This window comes from Sedimentitalea todarodis (assembly GCF_032595355.1).
Lineage (GTDB): Bacteria > Pseudomonadota > Alphaproteobacteria > Rhodobacterales > Rhodobacteraceae > Sedimentitalea > Sedimentitalea todarodis.
Genome location: NZ_JASMWN010000003.1, coordinates 89,707 through 103,080 on the forward strand (window position 1 = coordinate 89,707; position 13,374 = coordinate 103,080).

13 protein-coding genes are annotated in these 13,374 nt (G+C 60.6%); 5 read left to right on the forward strand and 8 right to left on the reverse strand.

All coding sequences use genetic code 11. The features are described 5' to 3' along the window. Nucleotides 1-552 precede the first annotated feature (552 nt). A complete protein-coding gene (locus QO231_RS05285; protein ID WP_316774018.1) occupies nucleotides 553-1,779 on the reverse strand; it encodes an acyl-CoA dehydrogenase in 1,227 nt (408 codons plus the stop codon). A 98-nt stretch (nucleotides 1,780-1,877) separates the two neighbouring features. Here QO231_RS05285 and QO231_RS05290 point away from each other — a divergent pair, with 98 nt between their 5' ends. Continuing rightward, the gene (locus QO231_RS05290; protein ID WP_316774020.1) at nucleotides 1,878-2,789 is read left to right on the forward strand and encodes a LysR family transcriptional regulator; all 912 of its coding nucleotides are present in this window, start codon (nucleotides 1,878-1,880) and stop codon (nucleotides 2,787-2,789) included. Here the strand turns inward: QO231_RS05290 and QO231_RS05295 are convergent. Genes QO231_RS05295 through QO231_RS05315 form a run of 5 tightly spaced genes read right to left on the reverse strand, consistent with a single transcriptional unit; the run spans nucleotide 2,786 to nucleotide 7,090 of the window. Continuing rightward, on the reverse strand, nucleotides 2,786-3,841 hold the full coding sequence (locus QO231_RS05295) for a sensor histidine kinase (protein ID WP_316774023.1): 1,056 nt from the start codon (nucleotides 3,839-3,841) through the stop codon (nucleotides 2,786-2,788). The two genes, QO231_RS05290 and QO231_RS05295, sit on opposite strands and share 4 nt — an antisense overlap. After that, nucleotides 3,834-5,033, reverse strand: coding sequence for a trans-sulfuration enzyme family protein (locus tag QO231_RS05300; RefSeq protein WP_316774024.1), 1,200 nt, complete (start codon nucleotides 5,031-5,033; stop codon nucleotides 3,834-3,836). The genes QO231_RS05295 and QO231_RS05300 overlap by 8 nt, the downstream gene beginning before the upstream one ends. Beyond that, nucleotides 5,030-5,554, reverse strand: coding sequence for a gamma carbonic anhydrase family protein (locus tag QO231_RS05305; RefSeq protein WP_316774026.1), 525 nt, complete (start codon nucleotides 5,552-5,554; stop codon nucleotides 5,030-5,032). Before QO231_RS05305 ends, QO231_RS05300 begins: the two co-directional genes overlap by 4 nt. After that, nucleotides 5,551-6,192, reverse strand: a complete 642-nt coding sequence (gmk, locus tag QO231_RS05310; protein ID WP_316774028.1) for a guanylate kinase — start codon at nucleotides 6,190-6,192, stop codon at nucleotides 5,551-5,553. Before gmk ends, QO231_RS05305 begins: the two co-directional genes overlap by 4 nt. A gap of 19 nt (nucleotides 6,193-6,211) precedes the next feature. Further along, nucleotides 6,212-7,090, reverse strand: coding sequence for a YicC/YloC family endoribonuclease (locus tag QO231_RS05315; RefSeq protein WP_316774030.1), 879 nt, complete (start codon nucleotides 7,088-7,090; stop codon nucleotides 6,212-6,214). Nucleotides 7,091-7,369: 279 nt separating this feature from the next. Between QO231_RS05315 and QO231_RS05320 the strand changes: the two genes are divergently transcribed. After that, on the forward strand, nucleotides 7,370-8,032 hold the full coding sequence (locus tag QO231_RS05320; protein ID WP_316774032.1) for a PAS domain-containing protein: 663 nt from the start codon (nucleotides 7,370-7,372) through the stop codon (nucleotides 8,030-8,032). Between the two features lie 54 nt (nucleotides 8,033-8,086). On the opposite strand, the gene QO231_RS05325 is transcribed toward QO231_RS05320, so the two are convergent. Next, nucleotides 8,087-9,457, reverse strand: a complete 1,371-nt coding sequence (locus tag QO231_RS05325; protein WP_316774033.1) for a class II 3-deoxy-7-phosphoheptulonate synthase — start codon at nucleotides 9,455-9,457, stop codon at nucleotides 8,087-8,089. A gap of 145 nt (nucleotides 9,458-9,602) precedes the next feature. Between QO231_RS05325 and QO231_RS05330 the strand changes: the two genes are divergently transcribed. Continuing rightward, a complete protein-coding gene (locus QO231_RS05330) occupies nucleotides 9,603-10,607 on the forward strand; it encodes a GlxA family transcriptional regulator (protein WP_316774034.1) in 1,005 nt (334 codons plus the stop codon). Nucleotides 10,608-10,621: 14 nt separating this feature from the next. After that, the gene (locus tag QO231_RS05335) at nucleotides 10,622-10,924 is read left to right on the forward strand and encodes a GNAT family N-acetyltransferase (RefSeq protein ID WP_316774035.1); all 303 of its coding nucleotides are present in this window, start codon (nucleotides 10,622-10,624) and stop codon (nucleotides 10,922-10,924) included. Here the strand turns inward: QO231_RS05335 and QO231_RS05340 are convergent. Further along, a complete protein-coding gene (locus QO231_RS05340) occupies nucleotides 10,900-11,997 on the reverse strand; it encodes a PQQ-dependent sugar dehydrogenase (protein ID WP_316774037.1) in 1,098 nt (365 codons plus the stop codon). The genes QO231_RS05335 and QO231_RS05340 overlap by 25 nt on opposite strands. Before the next feature lie 170 nt (nucleotides 11,998-12,167). Between QO231_RS05340 and QO231_RS05345 the strand changes: the two genes are divergently transcribed. Next, nucleotides 12,168-13,358, forward strand: coding sequence for an ABC transporter substrate-binding protein (locus QO231_RS05345; protein WP_316774039.1), 1,191 nt, complete (start codon nucleotides 12,168-12,170; stop codon nucleotides 13,356-13,358). Nucleotides 13,359-13,374: the final 16 nt, after the last annotated feature.

Here is a 13,374-nt window from a genome sequence, read left to right on the forward strand (position 1 = left end):
CTGTTGAGCAAGTAGGATTGGAGTGTGGCTGTGGGACTGATAATTATGAGCGAGCGCGAGCTGAACCGTGTTGAAGTATTGAGCCAAAAGACTCTAGGCCGGTTGACGCTGTGACTGTGGCGAACGTGTCAGGATCAAGTCGACGACAGGTTCACCGGCTGCTGAAAACGTTTCAGCCAGACGGACCCGCAGCGATCAGGCACAAAGTATGCAGAGATCACCAAGAACAAGCGCCTCAGCGCCGTGTTGGAACACATCAAGGCTGAACAAGACAAAGCGGCGCCAAAGATAAGATCGAAACGCCACCATCACACGCACAGAATAACGACAGACGCGTGGCTATTCAGCGCTGCGACCCGTGAGGTCTCCGCCCTGCCCAGCCATGCTCCGGAACCGCCATGGGTGACATTTCTACTTTGCGCGCAGAGTGACACTTCAACCTGTGTGCAACATCTATCTCAGGAAAGTTTGTAAAGCAGCCTAGACTCCAAGAAAACGCCACTCGGATTTGTGCGGTCGCGCGAAAACACGACCGCACCCTGCCATACGGCCCTAGAAAAACGCCTGAAGCCCGGTCTGCGCCCGCCCGAGGATAAGAGCATGCACATCATGCGTGCCCTCGTATGTGTTCACCGTTTCCAGGTTCAACAGATGACGGATCACCTGGTAGTCGAGGCTGATACCGTTCCCGCCGTGCATGTCCCTCGACAAACGTGCGACATCCAAGGCCTTGCCGCAATTGTTGCGTTTGATGATCGAAATCATCTCAGGGGCTGCATTCGCCTCGTCCATCAGGCGACCAACGCGGAGGCTCGCTTGCAGTCCGAGTGCAATTTCGGTCTGCATGTCGGCCAGCTTCTTCTGGAACAGTTGCGTTTGCGCCAGAGGACGCTTGAACTGATGGCGATCCAGCCCGTACTGCCGCGCAGCGTGCCAGCAGAATTCGGCAGCCCCGATGGCGCCCCAGCTGATGCCATATCGCGCCCGGTTCAGACATCCGAATGGCCCCTTCAACCCCTGAACATTGGGGAGCAGCGCGTCTTCGCCGACGTCGACGCCATCCATGACAATTTCACCGGTGATGGACGCACGAAGGCTCATCTTGTTGGCAATCTTGGGCGCGCTCAGCCCTTTCATTCCTTTCTCAAGGATGAATCCTCGGATCTTGCCTCCATGCTCCTCGGACTTTGCCCAGACTACGAACACATCCGCAATTGGCGCGTTCGAAATCCATGTCTTGGACCCAGTCAGCTTATACCCCGACGCCGTCTTGACCGCGCGGGTCTTCATGCCCGCCGGGTCGCTCCCGGCGTCGGGTTCGGTCAACCCGAAGCAACCGATGAAATCACCACTCGACAGCCTGGGAAGGTATTTCTGACGCTGTTCTTCGCTGCCATAGGCATAAATCGGGTACATGACCAACGAGCTTTGGACCGACATCATCGACCGGTAGCCGCTGTCGACACGCTCCACTTCGCGCGCCACCAGGCCATAGCTGACATAGCCCGCGCCAATCCCGCCGTATTCCTCGGGCACCGTCACGCCCAGCAGGCCCATTTCACCCATTTCCCGAAAGATCCCGGAATCGGTCTCTTCATTGGCAAAGGCATTCAGGATACGCGGTTGCAGCTTTTCCTGTGCATAGGCGCGGGCACTTTGCGCGATCATACGTTCATCTTCGGTGAGTTGGTCTTCCAGCCGCAGAGGATCCTCCCAGGTGAATTGGCCGAGATCCGGCGCGTCTTTGGCCTTGAGGCTGGGTTTATGCGAAATGTTCATGCGTGGCTCCTGAGCGGGCTGGTTTCGCGCCACCATAGGTCGCCGACACAGCAAAATACAGCGAGACATTCACATACACCTATGAGTATACCGCATATATGAGCACCCCTCGCCGCCTATTGCCATCGCTTTCCTCGCTGCGTGCGCTCGAAGCACTGGATCGGCTGGGGAGCGCCACCGCAGTCGCCGAAGAGCTTTCGTTGACCCAGAGCGCGGTCAGCCGGCAGTTGCAGGCGTTTGAACACCAGATGGGTCTCGATCTGATCCTGCGGGACGGACGGCGGCTGACGCTGACGCCGGCGGCGCAGAAATATGCGGGCGACGTGCGGCAGGCGCTCGAACAGATTGCGCAGGCATCACTGCGGCTTCGGATCGCACCGGATGGAGGAACCCTGAACCTCGCGATCCTGCCGACCTTTGGAATGCGCTGGCTTGTCCCGCGTCTTCCGGAATTCGCACGCTTGTATCCGCAGATCACCGTCAACATGAACACCCGCCTGCAACGCTTTAGCTTTGCCAGTGAAGGTTTTGATGCTGCACTTCATTACGGTCAGGCGGATTGGCCGGGAACCGGGCATCTACTGCTCCGACATGAACACCTGCTGCCGGTTTGCGCTCCGTCGCTGGTACGGGATCGGAGTGCGCTGACCCCTAAAGACCTGTTGCGCATGCCGCTCCTGCATATTGAAACGCGCCCCGATGCCTGGGCCGACTGGTTCCGGGCGCAGGACGTTGCGTTGACCGGCTCTTTGACCGGACCACTCTATGACCAGTTTTCGACCATTACCCAGGCGGCACAGCATGGTTTGGGCGTTGCGCTGATGCCGGATTATCTGGTTGAGCAGGACCTCGCGCGCGGTCATCTGGTTGCGCTTCATGGCGCGCCGACCGAGGCTCATGGCGCATACTATTTGGTCTGGCCCCTGGAAAAGGCGCAGGACCCCGCATTGCTTCGCTTTCGCGATTGGTTGGCAACGCAGGCGGAACCCGAAGACCCCCTGCCCCGTTAATGCCTCTGGCGGGGAAGGATCACCGTGAATGTTGCACCTTCACCGGGTTCGCTGGCGACTTTCATGCGGCCCCGGTGGCGGTTGACGATGTGTTTTGCAATCGCCAGCCCGAGACCGGTCCCGCCGAGTTGCCGAGACCGGTGATTGTCGCCCCGATAAAATCGTTCAGTGAGGCGCGGCAAATGAATCGGGTCGATTCCGGGACCCTTGTCTCGGACTTCAACCATGGCGGCTGGCACACGCAGGGCCGCGTCTCGGTCACAGAGGCGGATGGTCAAGGCAACCTCTTTACCCGCGCCACCGTACTTGATGCCGTTCTCGATGAGGTTGGTAAAGACCTGGCGCAGTTGATCTTCATCGCCCGGAACGACCACGGGTTGATCAGGTCCCGCCACGGTCAGGGCGATGCCATTGGCGTCCGCCAGTGGGGTCAGTGACGATAGCGTAGATGACAGCAACGGGCCAAGTTCGACCCGACCGGTCGGGCGCACACGTTCCTCTGCCTCGACGCGGCTGAGCGACAGCAAATCACCGACAAGGCGATTCATCCGACCGGCTTCCTGTTCCATGATCGTGAGAAAACGATCGCGTGCCTCGGAATCATCACGTGCAGGGCCGCGCAGAGTGTCGATAAAGCCGATCAGCGCTGTCAGGGGCGTGCGCAACTCGTGACTGACGTTGGCAACAAAATCGCGGCGCATCTGGCCCGCATGCTCCATGTCCGCGCGATCCTGAAAGCTGACCACCGCCGCGCCCGGCTCTCCCTGCCCGGCAATCTCGATATACCGGCAGGTCACGTCAAGCGGCGCGTCCTGATCTGCACTGCCCAGTCTGTGCCGGGCAAGATGTTCGCCGTGATCGGCTAGCGTTGCCTCGATGGCGGTGATCACCTGCGGCTGTCGCAACACGGTGGTGAAATGCCGACCGACCATCTCCGAACTGAACATCTTGAGCGCTTCGGCATTGGCAGCGATGATCCACTCTGACTCGTTGATCACGACTGTTGGCAACGGCGTCGCGCGCAAGAGCAGGTCCAGCGAGGTTTCAGGCATCAGTCCGGACAGCGGTGGCAGCGGCAACGGCATCCGTAAAGATCGACTTGAGGTGGTCAGGGTCCTCCAGGCCGACGGACACCCGAAAAAACCCTTCGCTGAGGCCGTTTGCCTTGCGTTCGGCAGGGCTCATGACGCGATGTGACGAAGACGCCGGATGCGACAGCGTGGTTCCGACATCGCCAAGCGTGGGCGCAAAGCTGAGCCCATCGGCGGCACGGGTAAAGGCATTGGCCGAGGCACGACCGCCATTCAGTTCGAAACTGACCATGTTGCAGCCCTGCCCGTTCAAGAGCAGTTTGGCGCGGTCGTGATCCGGGTGATCGGCGCGCAGTGGATAAATCACCCGCGTGACGCCGGGCAAACTCGCGAGGTGATCGGCCAGAATGGCGGCCGTCTGCTGGGCACGATCAAAACGCAGTTCAAACGACAGCATGCCGCGCTCCGCCAGCCAGCAATCAAAGGGACTGGGGGTCAGGCCGGTCGTCACGGCAAAGACCCGCAGCTTTTCGGCCAACGCCGGATCGCGGGCAACCGCATAGCCAAGCATCACGTCCGAATGGCCCGCCAGCAGTTTGGTAAGCGAGTGGATAACGATATCGGCACCGTGTTCGAATGGCCGGAATCCGCGTGGGGTGGTAAACGTGTTGTCCACCGCCAGAAGGATATTGCGCTCGCGGCAAAGCGCCGCCAGCCCTTCGATATCCGCCACCCGCAAGGTCGGGTTGGAAACCACCTCGACCAACAGCATGCGTGTTTCGGGGCGCAGGGCCGCCGCAACTGCGGCCGCATCACCTGGGTCGGCCAGCGTGGTGGCGATGCCAAGGCGAGGCAAATCCTCGTTCATCAGGCGCATCGACCGGCCGTAGAGTTGATTGCCACCGACCACGTGATCGCCCGCGTCAAGCAAGCCCAGCATGACCGCCGTGACCGCCGCCATGCCCGAACCGGTCACGATGCCGCCGCTGACCCCTTCCATCGCGTCCAAGCGGGCGGCGACGACATCGGCATTGGGGTGGCCTTCGCGGGAATATGTATACCCATGCAGGCGACCCTCATATTGATCGTCCAGCATGTCCGGCGTTTCGCTGGCATAGACAACCGATGGCGACAGCGGCGTAACTACCGGATGGCTTGCACTATCCGGCAACGGATCGGGACGGACCAGCGACCCTCTTGCGTTCTTTTTCACCCGACCACCTTTAGCTGCTCGCGGAAAATAACCATGTTCTCGTGATAGTGCGAGGCCGAGGTTGCCAGCATCTTCTGTGCCTTGTCGTCAAGCTGTTTGACGACGCGGCCCGGTGTGCCCATCACGACGCTGCCATCCGGGATCTCCTTGCCTTCGGTCACCAGCGCCCCTGCCCCGATCAGGCAATTCTTGCCGATCTTTGCACCGTTCAACACCGTGGCCCCCATTCCGATGAGGGAATTGTTACCCACCGTGCAGCCATGCAGCATGACCTTGTGGCCAATGGTGCAATTGGTGCCGATCGTCATCGGAAACCCGGGATCCACATGCATCACACAGTTTTCCTGTACGTTGGAACCTTTCCCGATATGGATCTGCTCGTGATCCGCGCGAATTGTCGTGCCAAACCAGACTGAAGTGCCGGCCTCCATCACCACAAGACCGATGACATTGGCATCCGGCGCAACCCAGGTGTCGGGATCGATCCTTGGGGACTTTCCGTCCAGAGCATATATCGTCATGAGTTCTCCTCGAATTCAGCCTGCAAGGTGCGCACATGGCCTGTCAGGTCGGGTTGCTGGCTGCGGCGCAAACGCGTGGCGGTGACGATGGTCTTGAGCCGCGCTTCGGTGGCGTCCAGATCATCGTTGACAAGAACGAAATCATAGCCGTCCCAGTGGCTGATCTCGTCCCAGCTTTTCTGCATCCGACGCGCAATCGTCTCGGCATCGTCCTGCCCCCGGCCTTCAAGCCGGCGGCGCAGTTCCGTGATCGACGGGGGCAGCAGGAAAATCGAAAGCGTATTCTGCCCGAGCGCCGAGTTGCGGATCTGCTGCGCACCCTGCCAATCGATGTCAAAGAGAACGTCCTGCCCGGCATCTATCGCAGCCTGAACCGGACTGCGGGGTGAGCCGTAGAAATTGCCGAAGACATGGGCATGTTCCAGCATCTCCCCGGTGGCAACCTGGGTCTTGAAGTCTGATTCCGTCGTAAAGAAATAGTCGACCCCGTCTGTTTCACCCGGTCGCGGGGTGCGGGTTGTGGCGCTGATCGAGAACACGATCGAATCGTCCCAGTCGCGCAATCGTCGCGCCAGCGTGGATTTGCCCGCGCCCGAAGGCGAAGAGAGGATAATCAAGAGCCCGCGCCGGTCTGCCATTTCGTACGATTTCCCCTCGTTATTCCACGTTTTGCACTTGTTCGCGCATCTGGTCTATCACGGCCTTGAGATCAAGCCCCACCGCGGTCAGCTCCGTGGACTGGGACTTGGCGCAGAGCGTGTTGGCCTCGCGGTTGAACTCTTGCATCAGGAAATCCAGCTTGCGCCCGACCGCCCCGCCCTTGGCCAGAAGATCGCGCGCGGCGGCGACATGGGCCGCGAGCCGGTCGATCTCTTCGGTCACATCCGCCTTGACGGCGATGATCGCGAGTTCCTGCGCCACACGCGCCGGATCGGCCCCATCGGCATTGTCCAGCACGCGGGCGAGATTGGACTTGAGCGCATCGGCCATCGCCTCCTTGCGGGCCTCGGCCAGTGTGGCGGCTTGTGCGGTCAAGGTCTGAACCCGGTCGAGTTGTTCGATCAAAACATCCTGCAATGCGGTCCCCTCGGTCTTGCGCATCTCCAGAAAGGCAGCGACGAGCGCCGGGAAATCCGCCCGCAACCGTGCAACCAATACTGCATTGTCATCGTCGCCCGCGCCGGCATCGAACATCCCGCGTAGCGAGAACAGATCGCTGGCGCGTGACTGGGCGAGCGTGATGCCCCGTTGCTGCGCCTCGGTCTCGATCACCGACATTGCATCCAGTGCCGCGCCCATGGCCGCCCGGTTGAGTACGAAGTCTCCGGAGTCGTCATTGCGGGCAATGCGCAATGACAGCGTGACATTGCCGCGCGCGACGGATTTGGCGAGGTCTGCGCGCAGCGCCGCCTCCAGCCCCTGAAGCCAGTCAGGCACGCGCAGGCGCAGGTCCAGTCCCTTGCCATTGACGCTGCGCAGTTCCCAGCCCCAGGAATAGGGCACGAGTTCCCCTTTTGCCGAGGCGAATCCCGTCATCGAGTTGATCATCTGCGCCCCTGCCCTGCTCGTGGACTGCCGTGTGTCCTGTCGGGGCCTACCTAATGTGTTTGCCCGATACAGGGCAAGCCCCGCCAAAAACGCCCGAGGATGCGACATCGGCCCAGGGTTAACCAAATGCTAAGGTTCTTGTTCAAATTCTCAAAAAATATGTCACGTTAACACTTAGGTAATCATTATGAAGCAAGTCCTACGGGCGGGTTTCGCCAGACGGCAAACCGCGCGCGATCGGGGCGGATGCGCAAGAGAGACAAACACATGTTCAGTATTTTCCGCCAGAATGACACGGGAAAGGTGGTTGCAATGGACCGGTTCCGCAGTGGAGCAAGTCTGTCTCCAATCCGACAGGCCGAAGCCTATTGGAGCGCGTTGCGTGACGGCGCCGAGATCCCGTTCCGCTCACAGATCGATCCGCGCGGGCTGGAGCAGGTTCTGGAATATGCCTTCATCCTCGAGCGCGTGGCTCCGGGCGTGGGCCGGTTCCGCCTGGCCGGGCAGCATCTGTGCCAGCTTGCCGGAATGGAAGTGCGCGGTATGCCGGTGACCTCATTCTTCACCACGGATGGGCGCGAAGGGATGGCCGCGATGCTGGAGTATGTCTTTGACACGCCAGCGGTTGCGGAACTGTGCCTGACGGGCGAACGGCAGAGCCTGCGCGGTCCCTGCGAAGCGCGCATGATCCTGCTGCCGCTGAAGAGTGATCTGGGCGATTGCAGCCGGATACTTGGGGTCCTTGTCGCGGATGGTGACTTTGGCCGCGCACCGCGCCGCTTTGATATCGTCGATACGCAGATCCGGGATCTGGCGGCAGGCGTCGAGAGTCGCGAGCCGGCACAGAAGGCGGTGCAGGGCTTTGCCGAGGCGCAGACCGTGCTGGGCGGCAAGGCGCCCTGGCTGCGTTTGGTCAAGACTGACGAGTGATCGCACGGATTCGAACACGAAAGGCGCCGGAAGCCCCGGCGCCTTGAGATTGCATCAGCCCGCTGCGCGTTGCTGACGGTTTGCCCGCAGGCTGGACAACTCCTCGGCCACGAGAAAGGCCAGTTCCAGCGACTGGCTGGCATTCAGGCGCGGATCACATGCGGTGTGATACCGGTCTGACAAATCCTCGTCACTGACTGCCTGAACGCCACCCGTGCATTCGGTCACGTCCTGGCCGGTCATCTCGAAATGCACACCACCGGGCACCGTGCCTTCGGCGGCATGGATTGCAAAGAACTCCCGAACTTCACGCAGGACGGACTCAAACGGCCGGGTCTTGTAGCCGCTCGACGACTTGACGGTGTTGCCATGCATCGGATCACAAACCCAGACCACTTCGGCACCTTCTTCGCGCACTGTCTGGATCAGACGGGGCAGATGCTCGGCCACCTTGCCTGCGCCAAAGCGGGCGATCAGGGTCAACCGGCCCGGCTCGTTTTCCGGGTTCAGCTTGGCCATCAGGAGCTTGAGATCGTCGCTGGTCATCGTCGGGCCGCATTTTAGACCGATGGGATTCAGCACACCGCTTGCGAATTCCACATGGGCGCCGTCCGGCTGCCGCGTGCGATCGCCGATCCAGATCAGATGACCGGAGCCGGCGAGCCAGTTGCCGGATGTCGAATCGCGCCGGGTCAGCGCCTCTTCGTATTCCAGCAGCAGGCTTTCATGGCTGGTGTAGAACTCGACCGATTGCAGCGTGTGCGCGGTGTCCTGGTTGACCCCAGCCGCCTTCATGAAATCGAGCGTATCGCTGATCCGGTTGGCCACTTCGCGATAGCGTTCCGCCTCTTCGCTTTCAGTAAATCCAAGGGTCCAGGCGTGCACCTGATGCACATCCGCATATCCACCGGTGGAAAACGCGCGCAGCAGGTTCAGCGTGGCGGCGGCCTGCGTGTAGGCCTGCAGCATCTTGCCGGGATCGGCGATACGGCCCTCGGGTGTAAACGCCAGTTCGTTGATGATGTCACCGCGATAGCTGGGCAGTTCCACACCGTTGACCACCTCGGTCGGGGCGCTGCGCGGCTTGGCGAATTGTCCGGCCATGCGTCCGACCTTGATCACAGGCACCTTTGCACCATGCGTCAGCACCATCGCCATTTGCAGCATGACCTTGAACGTGTCGCGGATGCCGTCGGCGCTGAACTGATCAAAGGCCTCGGCGCAATCGCCACCCTGCAGCAGAAACGCCTCGCCACGCGCCGCCGCGCCGAGATGCGTCTTGAGACGGCGGGCTTCGCCGGCAAAGACCAGCGGCGGATACTTGGCCAGTTGCGCCTCGACCGCGTTCAATGCCGGCTGGTCGGTATAGTCGGGCATCTGTATCCGAGGCTTGCTGCGCCAGCCGGTTTTTTGCCACTTACTCATCGCTCTGATCTCCGTTCCGCGTCTCAGGTTGCCTCTATACAAAAGCCCGGCGCAGGTTGCCATATGCGAATTGCGTCCCTTGACGTCGTAGATAGGGTTTGAGCAAGGTGAAATTGACGGGGTGCTGTTCGAAGGAATGAGATCAATGAAAGAGCAACGCAAAGTTGTCGATGTCGAAACGAAACCGCTGAAACCGCGCCGCTTTGTTTTTGTTCTTGTGGACAACTTCACGCTGCTGAGCTTTGCCTCGGCACTGGAAAGCCTGCGGATTGCAAATCGCATGGCCGGACAGGACCTCTATACGTGGCGGCTGATCGGCGAAGGCGGCGAGACCATGACCTGTTCGGCGGGCACGTCGTTTCAGCTTGACGGAGATCTGGACGAGCTGACTCGCGATGACACCGTCCTGATCTGCGGGGGCATCAATATGCAGGCCGCGACCACCAAGCGATTGCTCGGCTGGGTGCGGCGCGAGGCGCGCAAGGGGCTGTTGGTAGGTGGATTGTGCACGGCGGCGTTTGCGCTTGCCAAGGCCGGTCTTCTCGACGGCAAGAAGGCGACGATCCACTGGGAAAACTCGGACAGCTTTGCAGAAGAATTCGAAGACGTCGTGCTTACCAAGTCGGTGTTCGTGATCGACGGCAACCGGATGACCACGGCGGGTGGTACCTCCTCCATCGACCTGATGCTGAAGCTGATCGCGGACGATCACGGCGAGGACCTTGCCAACTCAGTGGCGGATCAGTTGATCTATTCAAGCATCCGCACCGACCAGGACACGCAGCGCCTGTCGGTCCCGACGCGGATTGGCGTGCGTCACCCCAAGTTGAGCCAGGTCATTCAAATGATGGAACAGAACATCGAGGAACCGATCAGCCCGTCGGTCCTGGCCAAGGACGTTGGCATGTCGACCCGGCAGCTCGAGCGGCTGTTCCGACGATACCTCAACCGTTCGCCCAAGCGATACTACATGGAATTGCGGTTGCAAAAGGCGCGTAACCTGTTGATGCAGACCGACATGAGCGTGATCAACGTGGCGCTGGCCTGTGGATTCGCTTCGCCCAGCCATTTTTCCAAATGCTACCGGGCGCATTATGACACGACACCCTACCGCGAGCGCGGCAGCCATGCGGCGCGGCTTTCGGTTTGATCCGGACGCGGTTGTTGTTGTTGCGGCCGGCGCGGCCCGACGACCTGATGCCGCTGCACGCGATATTCTCGGACCCGCAAACCATGCGCTACTGGAGCCATCCTGCGCATGAAGAACTGGCACCGACGCAGGCGTTTCTGGAGGCATTCATGCGTGCGGATCCGGAGGCAAGATACGAGTTCATTCTTGAATTTGACGGTGTCTGCGTTGGAAAGGCCGGCGACAAGGATTTTCTCTATGGTGGGACAGAGTGGTGCGATACCGCCTATTATCGGCTGCTCCGCGCCGCGTTTCAGGGTGCGGGCGAGAGGCGATAGATTGAACCTCGCCCGACCGAAACGAACCAGATCGATCCGTCCGGTGCCTCGACGATATCGCGCACGCGTTCGGTTTCAGGACCTTTGATCTGTGCGGCCTCACGAAGGGGTGTCCCGTCAAGTCGGCTGATATAGTCAAATTTCAGGGAGCCGACAAAGATGTCACCCCGCCAATCCGGCCACAGCCGACCGGAATAGACCAACAGCCCCGAGGGCGCGATGGACGGGTCCCAGTAGTGCTCGGGCTGCTCGAGCCCCTGCCGTGAAGTGCCTTCACCGATTTTCTTGCCGGAGTAGTGCTTGCCGTAAGAGATGATCGGCCAGCCATAGTTTCGACCTTTGCGGATCATGTTCACTTCGTCGCCACCTTGCGCCCCATGTTCAGAAGTCCAGATGCGACCCTGCGAATCCATGTCCGCGCCCTGTGGATTGCGATGGCCCAGCGACCAGATTTCGGGCAGTGCCCCGGCCGCGCCGACAAACGGATTGTCCGCAGGCACGGAACCGTCCCGGTTGATCCGCACGATCTTGCCATTGTAGGCACCAAGATCCTGCGCTCGTTCGCTTTGACCGCGATCACCGATGGTGATGAAGAGTGTTCCGTCCCGAGCGTCGATCACACGGCTTCCGAAATGCCGGCCGGCACGGCCACCACCGGTAGCCTCAAACAGAATGCGTAGCTCTGTGAGCGCTGTTCCGGCGGCATTCAACCGACCCGAGGCCAGGGCGGTGTCCGCACCACCGCCCTGTGGTTTGGAATAGGTCAGCAAAACCTCGCGACTGCTCGCAAAGTCGCGGGGGATCGTCACGTCAAGCAGGCCGCCCTGCCCCGAGGCGCGCACCCGGGGCACGCCGTCGACCCTGGTCGCCTTGCCATGTGCCACATGCAGAAGATCGCCATCCCGTTCGGTGACCAGAAATGCGCCCCCGGGCAGGAAATCGACCGCCCAGGGACGATCAAGCCCGGTGATCATCGGATCGATCTGAACATCGCCCGCGGTCGTCCTCAGGGTTCCCGCCGTCGATTCGGTGGTGACGAGCGCCGCAACAGCGCAGATCAGGGCATAGAGCATGGCAAACCTCTTTTTCTTCGCGGTTCTACCTAGGCCGGCATCCGCGTTTGGCAAAACCACCACCGGAGGATCTGACCCGGCGGAAAGCACCGCGACATGGGACTTTTCTTTTGCTGGCACCTTGCCTAGGGTTCCGTTTGAACATTGCGTTCCAACACGGGAGAAACCAAATGAAAAAACTGCTCTTGGCCACAACGGCCACAGCATTGATCGCCGGCGCGGCCTTTGCGGACGGCCATGCGAAAGACGTCAAACTCGGCATCCTGATCGGCTTTACCGGTCCAATCGAATCCCTGACCAGCGCGATGGCTGCAGGTGCTGAACTGGCGATGAAAGAAGTCACGGATAGCGGTGCGCTGCTCGACAGTGCGACAGTGACCCCGATGCGGGCCGATACCGGATGTATCGACAATGGTCTGTCCACGGCCAACGCCGAACGCCTGATTGCCGACGGCATCAACGGCCTGATCGGCGGCGACTGTTCCGGCGTCACCGGTGCAATCCTTCAGAACGTTGCGATCCCCAACGGGATGGTGATGATTTCACCTTCGGCGACATCGCCCGGCCTGTCCACGATGGATGACAACGGGTTGTTCTTCCGCACCGCACCTTCGGACGCCCGCGAAGGTCAGGTGATGGCGGATATCCTGACGGATCGTGGTATCAAGTCGATCGCCCTGACCTATACCAACAACGACTATGGCAAGGGTCTCGCCGATGCGATCGTCACGTCTTTCGAGGCCGTTGGAGGTGAAATCACCATCAGCGCAGCCCATGAAGACGGCAAGGCGGACTATTCCGCAGAGGTCGGCGCGCTGGCCTCTGCTGGCGGCGACATGCTGGTTGTGGCCGGATATCTGGACCAAGGCGGGTTGGGCATCATCAACGCGTCGCTCGATTCCGGTGCCTTTGACACCTTCGGCCTGCCCGGCGGGATGATCGGTGACAGCCTGCCCGAGAATGTCGGCCCGGATCTGAACGGTTCCTTCGGTCAGATTGCCGGCTCCGGTGGTGATGGGATCGAAAAGCTGACGGCCATGGCCGGAGACGCGTTCGACGCGACCTCGCCCTACACGCCAGAAAGCTATGACGCGGCGGCGCTGTTCATGCTTGCAATGCAGGCAGCCAATTCGACCGATCCGGCAGAATACGGATCCAAGATCCTCGAAGTTGCCAATGCACCCGGAGAGAAGATCTATCCCGGCGAACTGGCAAAGGGTCTTGAGATCATCAAGAACGGCGGCGACGTCGACTATGTCGGCGCATCTGCGGTCGAACTGATCGGACCTGGCGAAAGTGCCGGCAGCTATCGGGAGATCGAGGTCAAGGACGGCAAGAACGAAACCGTCAACTTCCGCTGATCGCAGCAACCTGAAC